Source organism: Bifidobacterium sp. LH_413, assembly GCF_056357015.1.
In genome coordinates this window covers 1-16,218 of record NZ_JBKEVK010000002.1, presented here as the reverse complement: position 1 = coordinate 16,218, position 16,218 = coordinate 1, and the positions used below count along the sequence as shown (strand labels likewise).

The 16,218-nt window shown below is 67.6% G+C and carries 13 protein-coding genes; 9 read left to right on the top strand and 4 right to left on the bottom strand.

The window, feature by feature from the left end:
* Window positions 1–435: 435 nt before the first annotated feature.
* Window positions 436–1,560, top strand: a complete 1,125-nt coding sequence (ribF, locus tag AC1AYN_RS04360; RefSeq protein ID WP_476532338.1) for a bifunctional riboflavin kinase/FMN adenylyltransferase — start codon at window positions 436–438, stop codon at window positions 1,558–1,560.
* 39 nt (window positions 1,561–1,599) lie between these two features.
* On the opposite strand, the gene AC1AYN_RS04355 is transcribed toward ribF, so the two are convergent.
* Window positions 1,600–2,370, bottom strand: coding sequence for a DUF1829 domain-containing protein (locus tag AC1AYN_RS04355; RefSeq protein ID WP_476532337.1), 771 nt, complete (start codon window positions 2,368–2,370; stop codon window positions 1,600–1,602).
* On the bottom strand, window positions 2,367–3,860 hold the full coding sequence (gene radA, locus AC1AYN_RS04350; RefSeq protein WP_476532336.1) for a DNA repair protein RadA: 1,494 nt from the start codon (window positions 3,858–3,860) through the stop codon (window positions 2,367–2,369). Before radA ends, AC1AYN_RS04355 begins: the two co-directional genes overlap by 4 nt.
* A gap of 147 nt (window positions 3,861–4,007) precedes the next feature.
* Here radA and AC1AYN_RS04345 point away from each other — a divergent pair, with 147 nt between their 5' ends.
* A complete protein-coding gene (locus tag AC1AYN_RS04345; RefSeq protein WP_476532335.1) occupies window positions 4,008–4,622 on the top strand; it encodes a hypothetical protein in 615 nt (204 codons plus the stop codon).
* 147 nt (window positions 4,623–4,769) lie between these two features.
* A complete protein-coding gene (locus tag AC1AYN_RS04340; RefSeq protein ID WP_004268639.1) occupies window positions 4,770–4,859 on the top strand; it encodes a 30S ribosomal protein bS22 in 90 nt (29 codons plus the stop codon).
* A gap of 361 nt (window positions 4,860–5,220) precedes the next feature.
* Here the strand turns inward: AC1AYN_RS04340 and rpiA are convergent, their stop codons facing one another.
* Both rpiA and AC1AYN_RS04330 read right to left on the bottom strand, forming a co-directional pair.
* The gene (gene rpiA / locus AC1AYN_RS04335) at window positions 5,221–5,919 is read right to left on the bottom strand and encodes a ribose-5-phosphate isomerase RpiA (RefSeq protein WP_034527071.1); all 699 of its coding nucleotides are present in this window, start codon (window positions 5,917–5,919) and stop codon (window positions 5,221–5,223) included.
* A gap of 95 nt (window positions 5,920–6,014) precedes the next feature.
* Window positions 6,015–7,142, bottom strand: a complete 1,128-nt coding sequence (locus tag AC1AYN_RS04330) for a ribonuclease H family protein (RefSeq protein WP_476532334.1) — start codon at window positions 7,140–7,142, stop codon at window positions 6,015–6,017.
* A gap of 357 nt (window positions 7,143–7,499) precedes the next feature.
* Between AC1AYN_RS04330 and AC1AYN_RS04325 the strand changes: the two genes are divergently transcribed.
* The 6 genes from AC1AYN_RS04325 to AC1AYN_RS04300 all read left to right on the top strand — a co-directional run bounded on the left by AC1AYN_RS04325 (window position 7,500) and on the right by AC1AYN_RS04300 (window position 16,086).
* Entirely contained in the window at window positions 7,500–9,716 is a 2,217-nt protein-coding gene (locus AC1AYN_RS04325) for a fibronectin type III domain-containing protein (protein ID WP_476532333.1), read from the top strand.
* A 266-nt stretch (window positions 9,717–9,982) separates the two neighbouring features.
* Window positions 9,983–11,191 (top strand): heme/hemin ABC transporter substrate-binding protein, encoded by a 1,209-nt coding sequence (locus tag AC1AYN_RS04320; RefSeq protein ID WP_476532332.1) that lies wholly within the window; start codon window positions 9,983–9,985, stop codon window positions 11,189–11,191.
* Window positions 11,188–12,288: a FecCD family ABC transporter permease gene (locus AC1AYN_RS04315; protein WP_476532331.1), complete on the top strand. Its 1,101-nt coding sequence runs from the start codon at window positions 11,188–11,190 to the stop codon at window positions 12,286–12,288. The genes AC1AYN_RS04320 and AC1AYN_RS04315 overlap by 4 nt, the downstream gene beginning before the upstream one ends.
* Complete coding sequence (locus AC1AYN_RS04310) at window positions 12,285–13,238, top strand: heme ABC transporter ATP-binding protein (protein WP_476532330.1); 954 nt, start codon at window positions 12,285–12,287, stop codon at window positions 13,236–13,238. The genes AC1AYN_RS04315 and AC1AYN_RS04310 overlap by 4 nt, the downstream gene beginning before the upstream one ends.
* Complete coding sequence (locus AC1AYN_RS04305; RefSeq protein ID WP_476532329.1) at window positions 13,235–14,602, top strand: hypothetical protein; 1,368 nt, start codon at window positions 13,235–13,237, stop codon at window positions 14,600–14,602. Before AC1AYN_RS04310 ends, AC1AYN_RS04305 begins: the two co-directional genes overlap by 4 nt.
* Window positions 14,602–16,086 carry a hypothetical protein gene (locus AC1AYN_RS04300; protein WP_476532328.1) on the top strand — a complete coding sequence of 495 codons (1,485 nt, stop codon included), beginning with the start codon at window positions 14,602–14,604 and terminating at the stop codon, window positions 16,084–16,086. Before AC1AYN_RS04305 ends, AC1AYN_RS04300 begins: the two co-directional genes overlap by 1 nt.
* Window positions 16,087–16,218: the final 132 nt, after the last annotated feature.

Here is a 16,218-nt window from a genome sequence, read left to right as displayed (position 1 = left end):
AGTAGTTTTCGTATCGTCGTTTTGTGATGCATAATTTGCACTGCTCCTATTAAATAAACTATTTTCTATAATATGTTTACCATTGCATGTGAATGATATATAGCTAAATGCAGAAAACTGCATTTAGTATTTGATTGATATCGATGCGGTGGTTAGCATCTGATAGCAGTTTGAGATTTGTTTGAACAACCATTTTACTTGGGTCTTTGCTTTAAAGGATGAAGATATTCGTCCATCTGTGGGGATGTTTGATATGCATGTGTACAGTACCTTGCGAAGGAACTGGTATTGTCATTGTGCATGCTTTGCCACTTCGTCGGCGTTTGCTAGAGTGGTCGCGGCGAAATCGGGCCGCGATCGGCCGCGGATAGCGCCGCGGGCGGCGCCGTGGGCATCACGGCGGTCATCACCGCGGCGACGAGTATGAGGAGCGCAATGGACATCACCTATCTGACCCCTGACGAGACCGGCGACGTCGAGTGGCCGTCCTTCGACAACGACAAGCGATCGGTCGTCACGGTCGGCGCGTTCGACGGCATGCACCGGGGGCATCAGGCCGTGGTCGACCGCGTGGTCGAACTCGCGCGCAAGCATGACGCGTTCTCCATCGTCATCCTGTTCGACCCGCGTCCCGCGTTCGTGCACGGGTGGGCCGCCGCGCACGACGGCGAGGAGCCGGGCACGGACGTCATCGATGCGAACGCGCTGAGCGGCGTGGACGACCGTCTCGCCTACCTGGAGCAGGCGGGCGTCGAACACGTGCTCGTCGTGCGCTATACGCTCGCATTCGCCGCGAAATCGTACATCTTCTTCCTCGGCCGACTGGTCGGCAAGATCGGCATGCGCACGCTCGTGCTCGGCTCCGACGCGGCGATGGGCGCGGGCCGCAAGGGCGACGTGAAGGCCATCTCGAACCTGGCCGCAGGTGCCGGCGTGTTCGAACTCGACGTGGTCGACGACCGCGGTCCCGGCGACGTGCGCATCCCGCGCGACTGGAAGCCGGAAATGCCCGCCGAGTGGGGCGAGCCGGCCGACCCGTTCGCGAACGCGACCAAGGCGGAACGCCGCGCGTGGAGCAAGAAGCATCAGGCGAAGCTGGCGCGCGCGTGGAGCTCCACGAACGTGCGCTACCTGCTCGGCCACGGCCGCATCAAGGACGCGAACGCGATCCTCGGCCGCCTGCACAGCGTGGTCGGCGAGGTCGTGCACGGCGAGGAGCGCGGCCGCACCATCGGCTTCCCGACCGCGAACCTCGGCGACGACGTGATCGGCTACCTACCGGTCGACGGCGTGTACGCCGGCTGGCTCGTGGACGGCGACCAGCGCTGGCCCGCCGCCATCTCCATCGGCACGAAGCCTACGTTCAGCGAGAAGACCGGCCTCAACGAGCGTGTGGTCGAAGCGTATGCGATCACCGACGACTGGCTGGAACTCTACGGTCACAAGGTGCGCGTCGAATTCGCCGGATTCCTGCGCCCGCAGGTCAAGTTCGACGGCGTCGACGCCCTCAAGGCCGAACTCGCCCGCAACGTCGAGGAGACCAAGCGCCTCACCGCCTGACACGCTCGCAGGTTCGCGCAGGCGGCATAGGGCATACGCCTATGCCGCCAGCTCGATGGGGGCTCGTTTCCGTAGCTCCGAATAGGCGATGACACTCACCCCGTAGTTACGGAACGCCTGTACGGCCCCATCCCGTAAATCGCCGTTCCGGTCGTCACCGATGACGATGAGTTTGGAATCCTGCCGTTGCGGGTCTCCTACGGTGTCGTTCCAACCGAACATGATGCTCTGCATGGTGGCCTTATCCAATCGGTTGGGAGCCTGACAGAACCGTGTGGGGTGATTGGCACTACGCTGGAACAGAAAATCGAAATTCACATCGTAACCGGATATGCCACGCACCTGCACGTTCTCCGTGTAGTACACCCCGCAATCGGTGAGTTCAGTGGCGACATCCTCGGCGAAATACTCGGAGACACGACGCTGGGACGCCTCCATGACGGCACCGATGCCGTTCAAGGCCTGAACATACCGGTTCAACGCGTCGGCGCGCCCCTCGTCTGAGGACAGAGTGACGCTGCCGTTCGATTCGATGCGGGCACCGTATTTGCGGGCGATGCGTTCCACACGCCCTCGTCGTGTTTCGGTGAGTGTGATGCCGTTCTGATGGAACGCCTCGAGCGTATAACCGTCATCGGTGAAACTGATGGAAGGGCCATCGGTCTTGGCGTAGAAACACAGGTCGTCGTTAGAACGGTCGAGGAACGGCAGCGTGATTTCCTGCCAATCGCCGAGCATGCGGAAGGAGGATTCACGTGCCAGCCATTCTCCATACTCCTCGACGAGGGTTTCGGCATTGATGACGGTCATAGCAGGACCCCCAAGGCGGATTTGAGGGTGGCGACCTGGACGATGGTGAGGCCGGGGATCTCGACGCGTTTGCGCATGCGCGGCACCACGGCCGTCGTGAAGCCCAGACGAGCCGCCTCGCGCAGACGGTATTCCAATCGCGGTGCGGGGCGCACCTGACCGGTCAGGGAGATCTCGCCGATCGCGCACGTGGTGCGGGGGATCGGCGCATGCTTCGCCGCGCTCGCCAACGCGGCCACGATTGCCAGATCGCACGCCGGCTCCTTCGCGAGCCCGCCCGCGATCGTCGAGATATACAGGTCGTTTTGCAGCAGGTTCACGTGACCATGCCGGTACAACACTGCCACGAGCATCGCGATGCGGTTCGAATCCACGCCGTTCACCGCGCGGCGCGGCGTCGGCAGCACCGAATTCGTGACCAGCGACTGGATCTCGATCGGCAACGAGCGGTGGCCATCCAACGTGAACGTCACGCACGTGCCCTCCACGGGGGAGGGGGCGCCGTCGCCTGCGCCGCCATCTCCGTCAGTACCGTCGCCTGAACCGCCGCCGCCGGACAGGAACAACCCGGCCGGATCGGTCACCTCCTCGATGCCCTCGCCGCTCATGTCGAAGCAGCCCACCTCGTCCGTCGGCCCGAAACGGTTCTTCACCGCGCGCAGCATGCGCAGCGCGGTCTCGCTGTCGCCCTCGAACTGGCACACCACATCCACCAGATGCTCCAACGTGCGCGGTCCCGCGATCGAACCATCCTTCGTGACATGGCCGACCAGCAGCACCGGCACGTCCAGCGTCTTCGCCACGTCGATCAGCGCGCTCGCCACCTCGCGCACCTGCGTGGAACCGCCCGAAATGCCATCCACATCCTGCGAGACGATCGTCTGCGCCGAATCGACGATCGCCAACGTCGGTCGCTCCCGCTCGATCAGGCCCAGCACCGTGCCCAGATCGGTGGTGGCGGCGAGCAGCAGGTTCGGCTCCACCGCGTCGATGCGCGTCGCGCGCAGGCGCACCTGCCCCTGTGACTCCTCGCCCGACATGTACAGCACCCTGCCGCCCGCCGCCGCATGGGCGCGCGCGATGTTGCCCGCCGTCTCCAACAGCAGCGTCGACTTGCCGATGCCCGGCTCTCCGGCGATCAGCACCACCGAACCCGGCACGATGCCGCCGCCCAGCACCCGGTCGAACTCGGAGAACCCCGTTGGGATGCGCGTGACATCGTCCGTGCCGACCTCGGTGATTGGCACCGCCGCCGATTCCGCCACCACCGAGGCCTGCGTGTGCCCGACGCGCCCGCCGCCCGCCGCGCCGCGACCCACGCCGGCACCGCCGGCCACACCCGAGCCGCCGCTGCGCCGCGCGGCGGCCGGCCGGGCCTCATGGAACTCGTCCACCGTGCCCCACTGGCCACATTCGGGGCATTTCCCATACCATTTCGTGCCCGTCCAGCCACATTCCGAGCACAGGTACTGCACATTCGTCTTCGCCATGCCTCGACGATACGCACGCGATCCGCGAATCGGTGCATACGTACCGTTTTCCGTCCGCTTCCGGTGTGTCGCGCTGGTATCCCGTCTCCCCATCCCCGGCGTTCCGCGCCTTCCGCAGCGTCACAAGGCTGTGCCACAATCGGAATCATGTCGAATACTCGTAGTTCCTCGCAACACGGCCACGGCAAACTGATCGCCGTCATCATCGCCGCGGCGCTCGTCGTCATCCTCGCACTGCTGTCCGCCTTCGTCTGGCCCGGCTGGGCGCTCAACAAGAACGCCGCCGGCGAACAGAACGGCACGCAGCAGACCTCGGAACCGACCACGCCGAGCATCAAGGCCACGGCGCTGCCGGACAACGCGACCGAACTGCTCAAGGCCATGCCGGACAGCGTGCTCAACTTCGCGCGCACCAAGGCGGACGCCTCGACCACATGGAACTCCGCCACGCCGCTCGAGGAGTACACGCTCACCTATTCGACCGGCAAGAAGACCGCCGACGTGACGCTCATCGTCGCCCAATGGAGCACGTCCGACCCGGCGAAGACCCAGTACGACGCGCTCGCCAAGGCGCTGGACGGCAAGTCGATCGCCTCGGGTTCGGTGAAGGTGCAGGGCGACACCACCGGCGACTACGTGGTGAAGACCGACAAGGACGATGCGAAGAAGGCCACCGCCCTGTGGCGCAACGACACGGTCGTGTTCCAGGCCACCGGCACGAAGGCCTCGATCCAGCGGTTCTACGAGAAGTTCCCGCTGTGACGCATGGCCGGCGCCCGGCCGGTGAGGCGTAAGGCCCTTCATCGCGCCCGGCATGGTCTCCCGCGACGCACGGGTGGCGTAGTCCGCGAGAACGTGTATACTCGTGCGAGTTGCAACTTTTACGATTAATCGGATTGGAGGCTTCAGATGGGTTCCGTCATCAAGAAGCGCCGCAAGCGGATGAGCAAGAAGAAGCACCGCAAACTGCTGCGTAAGACCCGCCACCAGCGCAAGTAGTCTTACCTGCATCAAGGCATGAGAAGACCCCCGCGGACCGGAAGGTTCGCGGGGGTCTTCGTTTGTTTTGCGGGGTCGGAGGGGAGGACGTAATGGTCGTTCCGGTGATATCACGGTTCACTCCGGGATTTTCCACGGGAAAACGTGGACAGCTCCGGAGTGAACCGTGACGAATCGGGAGGGGAGCGTGGCGGCCCGGGACGAACTGTGGTCTACCCCTCAGTCGGCTTCGCCGACAGCTCCCCTGTCAAGGGGAGCCGAGAAACAGGTCGGCCGGGACGCTAACGACAAGGGCTCCTGCGGTTCCGAACCGCAGGAGCCCTTAGTTCATCGGACTCGGTCCGACGTCGGTCGAACTATCTCACTTGTTGCCGTTGGTGAGGACGCGCGGGCCGTTCGGGTCGCCGACAATCACCTTGTCGACCATGTTGAGGAACAGGCCGTGCTCGACGACGCCCACCGTGTTGATGAGGTCCTCGGCCAGCTCGAACGGGTGCTCGATCTTCTCCAGGTGCAGGTCCACGACGTAGTTGTTCTCGTCGGTGCGGACCTCCTTGCCTTCGGCGTCGAGGCGCAGGACCGGCTTGTAGCCCTTGGCCTCGAACTTCTTGATCACGTGGCCGGCGCCGAACGGGATCACCTCGACCGGCAGCGGGAACTTGCCGATCGTGTCGACGACCTTGGACTCATCGACGATCCACACGATCTTGTCGGAGTTGGTGGCCACGATCTTCTCCCACAGGAGGGCCGCGCCGCCGCCCTTGATGCCGTTGAAGTTCTTGTCGACCTCGTCCGCGCCGTCGATGGTCACGTCGATGTGGTCCACGTCGTCGATGTCGACGATCTTGATGCCGTAGCTCTCGGCCTGCGCCTGCGTGCGGCGGGAGGTGGTCACGCCGGTGAACTGGAGGCCTTCCTCCTGCACGCGGCGGCCGAGCTCGTCGACGAGGAACTTGACGGTGGAGCCGGTGCCCAGGCCCGCGATCATGCCGTTCTCGATGAGCTTGGCGGCCTCGATGCCGGCGGCCTTCTTGAGGGCGTCCTGCTGTGCCTTATCCATGATGTGAATCCTTTCCTTCCATGTGAAAAGTCGTTTCCATCCTAACGCGGGTGGAAGATTGTGCGCGGCTGTGTGCGCTCGTGTTCGCGAAGTGTTCAGTTGCGCAGGAAATCCGCGTTCACAATCGTGAGATTGCCGTCGCCGTCCACGAATCCGTCCACCGCGATGTACCCGTGCACGTGCATCGCCGTGCCGTCGTAGAACGGGCTCGTCTTCGGCGCCGGTGAGAAGCGCACCGCCCCCGACACCTTCAGCCCACTCGGCACGGGTTGCGGCGCGGACTGCGCGGGTTGCGCGGACTGTGCGGGTTGCGCGGTGACACGCGACGCGTCGGGTTGCGCAGTCTGCGCACTCCGCGTGGTCGCCGTCTCTGCGACGGTCGCCTCCGCGGGCGACGTCGCCGCATCCGGCGCGTCGCCGCCCGCGCCGCCGAGATCGTCCGGCACGCCTTCCGGTTCGGCGAGCAGATCCGCGAGACTCTTCCGTGATTCCGTCCGCGTCGTCGCCCGAGAGCCGGCCATCGCGTCGCGACGTACGCGCCCCGTCGCGGCGGCCGTGCCGGCCCCGCCGCGTCGCCCCGTCGTCGCCCCGTCGCCGGCCGCGTGCTCGCGCAGGCTCGCCGCGTCCGCCTTGCCGTCCAGCACGAGCTGGACGTCCGGCGGCACGTCGGTCCCGCGCGAGTATTCCGAGTTCAGCAGCGAGCGCCACCCCTCGATCGGCAGATAGCCGTCGCGCGCGCCCGACCGGCAGTCGCCGGCGTACGTGCGCGCGAGTTCGTCGACGAGTTCATTGCCCGCGTTGCCCGCGTGCCCCTTCACCCACTTGAATTCGACGGGACCGGGGCGTTGTGAGATCGCCTCGTCGATCGCCTGGATGAGTTCGCGGTTCTTGACCGGCTTCTTCTGCGAGTTCTTCCAGCCGTTGCGTTTCCAGCCTTTGACCCATTTCGTCGAGCAGTTGATCGCGTATTGCGAATCCGATTCGATGATGAGCTTCTGCGGTCCCGGATGCGTGCGCAGCGCCTCCAGCACGGCGCACAGCTCGCCGATCTGGTTGGTGCCGTTCGTGGCGCCGCCCGCATCGTAGCCGCGTGAGTCGTGCTCATGCCCCGGTTCGCCGCCGTCGCCCGCGTCCTTCGCGTGGTCGGCCCACGCCCAGCCCATCGGCCCGTTCGGATTGCCGAGCGCGGAGCCGTCCGTCGATACCACAATCGTGTCAGTCATGCCTCCACCCTAACGGCACCCGCGGGCGTGACGGGGAACGACCGTCCCACCCGCTTCGCGGGAGTCCCCGCCGGCGGGAAGTCCGAGGCGAACCGGCAAATGTGAGGTTTATCACACCTATTGATTTCGGGGCGGGAATCTGCCATCGCGCGCGTGCGAATAGCGGCGGAATCCCGTGGACACAAGACTGTTCTTCCCAAAGAATCCTTCGTAGATTGCGAAATGCTTTCGCGGCCGCCTGCCAGCGACTCCAGGGAATCAGGGGCGGAATCCGCGAACCTCCGCAAGCGAACCTCCGCACAGGAGGCTCCGCACGGGAACCTCCGCAAGGGAACGAAGGAACGAAAGGAACCCAGGATGACCGCATCATCCCACCGCGCGCACGCCGCCAGCGCCGTAATCGCCGCGTTCGCGGCCGTCGCCGCGCTCGGCTCCGGACTCGTCGCGCCGACCGCGAACGCCGCCGAATCCACGCAGAACACGCAGAAGACCACCAGCGACGCCACGCTCACGTGGAGCCTCAACAAGGAATCGAACTGGCGCGCCTACGCGCCGGGCACGTTCAACTTCCTGTCCGCCGGCATCGTCGACAAGACCTCGGCCGACGACTCCGTCGAGGAGAACGAGTGGAAGCAGACGGACGGCAACGTGTCCATCGAGAAGAAGCAGGCGGACGGCACGTACAAGGCCTCCACCTGGGCGGGCCTCAAGACCACGCCGGACGGCAAGGACCTGCCCGCCGCCTACACGGCGACCGGCGAGGGCAGCGGCAACCGCGTCAAGCTTACCAAGGGCTCCGGCACGATCGACGCCGCGAACGACGACGCCGAGATCTCGTGGGATGGCGCGTTCACCGTCGTCTACTACTCCGGCCTCAACCAGTGGTACGCGAAGGACCTCAAGCTCACCGTGACGAACGGCTCCGGCACGCTCACCGCCACGCTCGGCGGCTGGGGCACCGACATGAACGACACGAGCAAGTTCTCCGTGCTCGACGAGGAGAAGGACGTGGAGATCGCCACGCTCTCCAACGTCGACGTGAAGGACGACGGCACCGTCGTCACCCCCGACTTCAACGAGACCGATGTGGACGGCCAGGGCACGATGTTCAAGAGCTGGCCGAAGCCGTTCCTCGACTTCGTGACCAAGACCGGCTCCGGCCCGTACTGGTACGCCTCCGGCGGCGCCGCCGACCAGCGCAAGGCGCCCGCCGAGATCCAGGTCGCCTACACGGCGAAGACCCCGGAGCCGCAGGCCACCGTGCCGGACGTGCCGGCCAAGCCGACCGTGACCGTCGCCGGCACCATGGCCGACCCGTACCAGGTGAAGGTCGACTGGAAGGCCCCGGCCAAGGACGGCGGCTCCGCGATCACCGGCTACACCGTCACCCTCACCCCGTCCACCGGCGACCCGGTCAGCCAGGACGTCGACGCGAAGACCACCACCGCCACGTTCGGCAAGCTCACCGCGCAGAACGTCTCCTACACGGCGTCCGTCGTCGCGAAGAACGCGGAAGGCTCCTCCGCCGCCTCCGCCGCCTCCGACCCGGTCACCCCGAACGCCGATCCGACCGCCACGCCGGCCGTCACCGTCGAACCGACCGACGGCATCGACCCGGCCGTGGAGAACACGTTCACCGTCAAGGGCACCGGTTTCACCGGTGGCGCCGCCTTCTACGGCGCGTACGCCGTCGTCGCCGACACGAGCAAGTGGAACGCCGGCCAGAACCCGGCCTCGCCGAACGACTTCGTCAAGGCCGCGTGGGTCAAGGCCGCCGACATCAAGGACGGCGCGTTCACCGCCACCGTCATCGTGCCTGCCGGCTCGCTCGAATACGGCAAGACCTACGTGGTCGGCACGACCGCCGCGCACGGTCTGTCCCTGACCGATCGTCGCCTCGACACCGCCACGGCGATCACGCTCAAGGCCCAGCCGAAGGCCCCCGAGGCCCCGGCCCAGCCCACGCTCGCCGCGAACGGCACCAGCGCCACCGTCACCTGGACCGCCCCGGCCGACAACGGTTCCGCGATTACCGGCTACACGGTGACGCTCACCCCGGCCAGCGGCACGGGCGACGTCAAGACCCAGGACGTCGCTGCCGACGCCACGTCCGTCACGTTCGACGGCCTCGCCAAGGGCGTCGCCTACACGGCCAGCGTCGTTGCGAAGAACGCGATCGGCGCGTCCGCCGCGTCCCCGGCCTCCGCGCCGGTCACGATTGATGATGACGGTGATGGTGATGGTAACGGTGATGGTGATGGTAACGGTTCCGGTTCCACCGATGGCGATGGTTCCGGTTCCACTGATGGCGACGGCACGACCGGCGGCAATGCCGGCAACGGCACCACCGGTGGCACTGGCAACGGCACCGGCTCCGGCACGACCGGCACCACGCAGTCCGGCACGACCGGTTCGGCCACGACCGGCACCGGCACCGCGAACACCACGACGAACGCCGCTGGCTCCGCCACGCTGAGCTCGACCGGCGCCTCCGTCGCCGCCCTCGCCGCCGTGATGATCGCCCTCGCCGCCTGCGCGGCCGGAGCGACCATTCTGCGTCGCCGCAACGCCTGATAGGTGGCGCGAGTACCCCCTCAGTCCGGCCTCCGGCCGGCCAGCTCCCCCTATAAGGGGGCGCAAAGGGCCGGCCCGAAAGACCGTCGATCTCGACAGCTCCCCCTGACAGGGGGAGCAGAGTGATGGCATGTGCCGGAGGCACGTTCCGTTCTTGCTCCCCCACGCATGTGGGGGAGCTGGCGGCGAAGCCGACTGAGGGGGCATCCCGCCCCTCACCCTCATCTCCATCACCCATCTCCCCGTCACTCCCGGAAGGAATACCGATGCCCAGCGGACATGCGATCGCGACTGCGGCCTTCGTGGCCGCGTGCCTGCTGATGCTCGGCGGATGCGCGAACATCGGCACGATCTCCGAGGCGAGCCTCGACAGCTGCGACGTGCCGACCGCCTCCACCGAGCCGAATCCGCCGCAGCTGCCCGACGTCACGCAGGCGCAGCTCACCGACCCGCGCGCGATCGAAGGCCTCACCACCGCGTACACGCGGTCGGACCAGATCATCCCGATCACGAACGTGCCGTTCGAGGAGCAGCGGCTGCCCGTCACCGTGGAAAGCGCGGACGGGCCGGAACAGACCGTGACGGACACGACGCGCATCCTCGCACTCAACCAGAACGGCGGTCTCGCCGCGGCCGTGTACGCGCTCGGATTCGGCTGCAACCTGGTCGGCCGCGACACGGCCACCGGATCGTCCGGCATGGACAAGCTGCCCAAGGTGACCGTCAACGGCATGGACCTGAACGCGGAGGCGATCCTCGCGCTGGAACCGACCGTCATCATCACCGACACGTCGATCGGCCCGTACGACGTGCAGTTGCAGTTGCGCCAATCCGGGATTCCGGTCGTGTTCGTGCCGTTGGAAAGCGAGAAGGGCGTGTCCGGCGTGGGCGCGCAGATCCAGGCCGTCGCCGACGCGCTCGGCGTATCCGACCTCGGCAAACAGCTCGTCACACGCACGAACAGCGAGATCGGCCAGACCATCCAGAACATCCAACGCACGCTCGTTCCCACGGACGAGAAGCGACGTCCCCGCATCGTGTTCCTCTACGTGCGCGGCAAATCGATCTACTACTGGTTCGGCGAAGGCTCCGGCGCGGATTCGCTCATCCAATCGATCGGCGCGGTCGACGTGGCCGAGGAGGTCGGCTTCACTGGCATGGCCCCCACCAATTCGGAGGCACTCATCAAAGCGAAACCGGACGTAATCCTCGCGATGACCCTCGGCGTCCAATCCGCGGGCGGCGTCGACGGCATGCTCGCCCTGCCCGGCATCGCGGAGACGCCCGCCGGCCGGCACCGACGCATCGTCGACATGAGCGACTACGAGATCATGAGCTTCGGTCCGCAGACCGCGCAGGTGCTGGCCGCGCTCGCCACCGCCGTCTACGCGCCCGAACACAGCTACCAGCCGGACGACAAGCCGGAAGTCATCCAGAAACGACTCGACGAGATGCAGGAGGAGAACAAGTCATGACCGAACGTGACGCGCGCATCCGCGCCAACGCGGCCGACCTCGGCCTCGCCGCCCGCACCCCACGCGTCGGCAGGACCGCCCTCACCTTCATCGTGCTCGCCGCGGGACTCGTCGTCATGACCGTCGTCTCCGCGTCGCTCGGCCAGCTCATCATCCCCTTCGACCAGGTGCTCGGCTCCGTGCTCAACAAAGTCGGCCTCCACTGGCTCCAAGGCCCAACCCGCGCGTTCGGCGAGGAGGCGTTGTGGAACGTGCGCTTCCCGCGCATCGTCATGGCGATCGTCGTCGGCGCGGCGCTCGGCGTGGCCGGCGCGCTCATGCAGGGCGTGTTCGGCAACCCGCTCGCCGAGCCGGGCACGGTGGGCGTCTCCTCCGGCGCGGCCGTCGGTGCGAGCTGCTCGATCCTCATGGGATGGGATTTCCTCGGCGCGCTCACCACGCCCGCGCTCGCCTTCGCGTGCGGCCTGTTCACCACCCTGTCCGTCTACCTGCTCGCCCGCCGTGACGGCCGCACCGAGGTCGTCACGCTGATTCTCACCGGCGTGGCCGTCAACGCGGTGGCCGGCGCGCTGATCTCGTTCTGCACGTTCGCCGCGCCCACCTCCGCCCGCGACCAGATCGTGTTCTGGCAGATGGGCTCGTTCAACGGCTCGCGCTGGAACCAGGTCGCACTCGTCGCGCCGATGTGCGTGGTCGGCGTCATCGCCGTGCAGTTCATGGCGCATCGTCTCGACCTGCTCGCGCTCGGCGAGAAGCCGGCCCGCCATCTCGGCGTCGACGTGGAGCGTCTGCGCTTCTGCTCGATGCTCGTCGTCGCGCTGCTCGTCTCGTCGGCCGTCGCGTTCTGCGGCATCATCGCGTTCGTCGGTCTCGTCGTGCCGCATCTGCTGCGCATCATCATCGGTCCCGGGCATCGCGCGCTGCTGCCCGCCTCCGCGCTGGGCGGCGCGCTGCTGCTCACCATCGCGGATTTCGCCGCGCGCACCACGATCCAATTCGCGGACCTGCCGATCGGCATGCTCACCTCGCTCGTCGGCGGACCGTTCTTCTTCTGGCTGCTGCGCCGCAGCCGCTCCAAGTCGGGAGGTTGGGCATGAAACTAACGGCCATGAACGTCCTGAGCCCGAACCGCACGCATCGCCCGCCGGTCCCGCCGCAGCCGGGCGACACCGTGCTGGAACTGGACGGCGTCGATGTCGAGATCGACGGCCGGCGAATCCTCGACGGCATCGACCTCGACATCCGCGCCGGCGAACTGCTCGCCATCGCCGGGCCCAACGGCGCCGGCAAATCCACGATGCTGGGCGCAATCACCGGCGACGTGCCGGTCACGTCCGGCTCGATCAGCCTGTTCGGCGAACCGCTCGCCGCGTGGGACGCGACCGAGCTCGCGATGCGCCGGGCCGTGCTCACGCAGAACGTGGACGTCACGTTCCCGTTCACCGTCGACGACATCGTGCGCATGGGCCGTTCGCCGTGGGAGGGCACGCCCGACGAGCTCGACGACGACATGATCGTCGCGTCGGCGATGGCGATGACCGAATCCACGCCGCTCGCGGAACGCGTCTACACGTCCCTGTCCGGCGGCGAGCGCGGGCGCGCCGCGTTCTCTCGCGTGCTCGCGCAGGCCGCGCCGATCCTGCTGCTCGACGAGCCGACCGCCGCGATGGACGTGAAGCATCAGGAGATGCTGATGCGCCTGGGCCGCGACTACGCCGAGGCGGGCTGCGCGGTCGTCGTCATCGTGCATGCGTTGGACGCGGCGGCCGCATGGTCGGATCGCGTGGCGCTGCTGGAGCGCGGCCGGATCGCCGCGCTCGGCGCGCCCGAGGAGGTGTTCACGTCCGCGCGCCTGTCCGCCGTGTACCAGTGCCCGATCGAGGTGCTGCGCCGCGGCGACGGGAGTCTCGTGATCCTGCCGGAGCGTCCGGCCGTGAGTCGTCACGTGTACGGCCGCCGCGCGTTCCCGCTCGAGGGACGCGCGAACCTGCCGCAGTTCGATCATGTGTCCGGTCAGATGTCCGGTCATGGGGAGGAGACGCGATGATGGTGAAGAGGACGATGACGCGTCTGGCCGCATGCGCGCTGTCCGCCGCGCTCGCGCTCGCCGCGGCCGCGACGGCGGTCACGCTCGGCGGCGTGCCCGCCGCGCACGCCGCCGGCGCGAGCGTCGCCGTCAGCGTGGACGGCGGCACGCTCAATCCGGACGGGAACACGGCGGTCGCGCTGTCCGGCAGCGGATTCCAGTCCGTGAAGAACGGGTTCGGCGGCATCTACGTGCTGTTCGGATGGGTGAACGATCCGTCAGGCGGCTCGTGGAAGCCGTCGCAGGGCGGCGTCACCGGCGAAAGCTACAAGTACGTTCCGGACGACGAGAACGATCCGGCCGGCTACGACGTGTTCGTCGCGTTTCCCGGCAGTTCGACGGCGAGCGCGGCGAATGGCGGCACGATTGCGTCCGACGGCACGTGGAGCGCGACGATCACCGTGCCGGGCGCGCGGTTCACGAGCTACGACCGCAACGGCGACCCGTCCGACGTGGACTGCACGACCGTCCAGTGCGGCATCATCACGATCGGCGCGCACGGCGTCGCGAACGCGAACAACGAGACGTTCACGCCGTTGACGTTCGGCGCGTCCGCCGCGGCCGCGCAGGATGCGGGCGCGGCCGACGCGTCGGGCTCGGGGGAGACGGCCGCCGCGGGCGACGGTTCCGCCTCGGGCGGACAGTCCGCCGCGACGGCCGCCACGCCGCGATCACAATCGAAGAAGACGACGGCATCGAAGACGGATGCGGGCACGGGCGCGACCGCCGCCGACGCCGCAGTGGAGGGAACGGATATGGGAGCCATCGCCGCGCCGACGCTCGGCGTCGCGGGAACGCTGATCGTTGCGGCGGGCGTCATCCTCGGCATCGCCGTGATCGTGCTCGCGGCGGGCATGGGCGGATATCTCGCCGCGAAGTCGCTGCTGCTCGGCGTCTCGCCGGCCGCGTTGGAGAAGGAGATGGCGCGGCGTGAGCGTCGTGCCGAGGCTGTGCGTGTGCGCGAGGAACTCAAATCGGCGAAACGACGCCGCAGGCAGGCCGAACGGCTGGCGCGCGAACAGGCGAAGGCCGGTCGCGCGCAGGGCCTGCTGGCGGACGCGGATGCGGCGATGACGCACGCCACGCTGCCGGAGGCGGCGGATGGCGTCGCCGTGCCGGGTGACGTTACGGCGGCGGGTGATGCCGTGCCGGGCAGGACGATGCCGGTCGTCGCGGGTGCCGCCGGCGACGAGACGCAGGTGCTCGCGCCTCCAACGGGGGAGACCACGGTGATGCCCGCCGTCGCGCGTCGCGTGGCCGACATCCGCGGGTTCTTCACCCGTCATGCGGCGACCGGCGCGGTGACGGCACAGGAGGGCGCGTGATGGGAGTGTGGCGCATGATGCTGAGGATGCTGTGCGCATTCGCCGTGGCGCTGACCGTGTGCGCTGGTTCAGTAGCCGTCGTCGCGCCCGCGTTCGCCGTGGGCGCCGACAGTGCGGATAGTGCGGGCGGTGCTGACAATGTGGACGGTGCGGACGGTTCCGGTGATAACGGGGATTCCGGCGACGGCGACGATTCCGGCGACTCCGGGAACGCCACGAAACTCGCCGACGTGACGCTGCGCTGGGGCGTGAACGACGAGACCAACTCGGCCGCGTTCTACGGCGGCTGCAACTTCCTCTCCGCGGGAGTCGCCGCGAATACGGGCGGCTCGAAGACCTGGGATGAAAGCCTCTACCAGGCGAGCGACGGGAAGGTGAGTATCCAGAAACCCGACGCGAACGGCACCTGGACCGAGGCGACCTGGGCGTCGAAATGCCTCACCCGCGACGGCAGGAACGTGACGATGGGCAAGCGCGCCGACGGCCGGTCGATCAACACCGAATCGCAGGTCGTGCTCGGCGGCGGCACCGGCACGGTGAAATCGGACGGCACGACGACCATCAGCTGGAAAGGCTCGTGGACGGTCGCCTACTACGGCGGCATGACCTACTGGTCCGTCACCGATCCGACGCTCACGCTCGCGGCGGACGGCACCGGCGCGCTCACCGCCACCGCCTCCGGCTACGGCGCCGACATGAACGACGCGAGCAAGTGGCTCACGCTCGAACCGCAGGAGATCCACCTCGCCGACTTCACCGGCGGCAACGCGGTGGACGTCGCGAAAGCGCTCGCCGACCACGGCTTCACCGCGACGCCCGACTATCTCGGCGTCGCGGTGAACGCGAGCGGCGACCACGGCTCGCAGGCCGCGAAAAGCGACGCGAACGCCGCCTATTGGGGCTCGTTCCCGCAATCGTTCGTCGACTTCCAGCTCAAAACCGGCCAGTCCGCGTACTGGTACACGTCGGACAGCGCGCGCGATTTCGCGAAACCCGCGTTGCCGGTGAGCGTGCAGTACGACGCGTCGTATGTCGTGGACGCCGGCGAGGGGAGCCCGGACGCCGGGACCGCCGCCGGGGGAGCGGCGTCGGGGAGCGCGCGCGGTTCGGGCGGTTCGGGTTCCGGCGTGAGTGGCGCGAGTGGCGCGACGGGGAAGGCCGCGTCCGGTGCGACTGGTTCCGGTGCGCGCACGAACGGCACGGGAACGGCGGGTGCGGTTTCCGGTGATGGCGGTGATGGCGGTGATGGCGCGGGCGACGATGCGGACGGCGGCGTCGCCGGTGATGATGCGGCGGATTCCGCGGATTCCGCGGATTCGGGTGATGCGGGCGCGCTGCTCGTCGCCGACAACGCGCGCACCATCGCCGTCGGCTCCGGCTCGGTGGCCGTCGCCTCCGGCCTGCCGCTGGCGGCCGGCTGGCTCATCCGCCGTCGCCTCGGCCTCGACGCCGCCGCCGAATTGGACCGGCGATTAGGGCTGTAGGACACTGTGGCCCCCTCTGACGAGGGGGCTGTCAGCCGCAGGCTGACTGGGGGAGAGAAGAAGAGCGGCCGTAGGCCGCGGGAGATGCGGTATCGACCTTCGGTCGATACCGCATCTCCCGCGGCCTACGGC

Excerpts from the sequence above, each read along its gene's own strand:
- AC1AYN_RS04345 (WP_476532335.1), top strand. The coding sequence starts at position 4,008 with ATGTCGAATACTCGTAGTTCCTCGCAACACGGCCACGGCAAACTGATC.
- radA (WP_476532336.1), bottom strand. The coding sequence starts at position 3,860 with ATGGCGAAGACGAATGTGCAGTACCTGTGCTCGGAATGTGGCTGGACG.
- AC1AYN_RS04320 (WP_476532332.1), top strand. The coding sequence starts at position 9,983 with ATGCCCAGCGGACATGCGATCGCGACTGCGGCCTTCGTGGCCGCGTGC.
- AC1AYN_RS04355 (WP_476532337.1), bottom strand. The coding sequence starts at position 2,370 with ATGACCGTCATCAATGCCGAAACCCTCGTCGAGGAGTATGGAGAATGG.
- AC1AYN_RS04340 (WP_004268639.1), top strand. The coding sequence starts at position 4,770 with ATGGGTTCCGTCATCAAGAAGCGCCGCAAGCGGATGAGCAAGAAGAAG.
- AC1AYN_RS04325 (WP_476532333.1), top strand. The coding sequence starts at position 7,500 with ATGACCGCATCATCCCACCGCGCGCACGCCGCCAGCGCCGTAATCGCC.
- AC1AYN_RS04300 (WP_476532328.1), top strand. The coding sequence starts at position 14,602 with ATGGGAGTGTGGCGCATGATGCTGAGGATGCTGTGCGCATTCGCCGTG.
- AC1AYN_RS04310 (WP_476532330.1), top strand. The coding sequence starts at position 12,285 with ATGAAACTAACGGCCATGAACGTCCTGAGCCCGAACCGCACGCATCGC.
- ribF (WP_476532338.1), top strand. The coding sequence starts at position 436 with ATGGACATCACCTATCTGACCCCTGACGAGACCGGCGACGTCGAGTGG.
- rpiA (WP_034527071.1), bottom strand. The coding sequence starts at position 5,919 with ATGGATAAGGCACAGCAGGACGCCCTCAAGAAGGCCGCCGGCATCGAG.
- AC1AYN_RS04315 (WP_476532331.1), top strand. The coding sequence starts at position 11,188 with ATGACCGAACGTGACGCGCGCATCCGCGCCAACGCGGCCGACCTCGGC.
- AC1AYN_RS04330 (WP_476532334.1), bottom strand. The coding sequence starts at position 7,142 with ATGACTGACACGATTGTGGTATCGACGGACGGCTCCGCGCTCGGCAAT.
- AC1AYN_RS04305 (WP_476532329.1), top strand. The coding sequence starts at position 13,235 with ATGATGGTGAAGAGGACGATGACGCGTCTGGCCGCATGCGCGCTGTCC.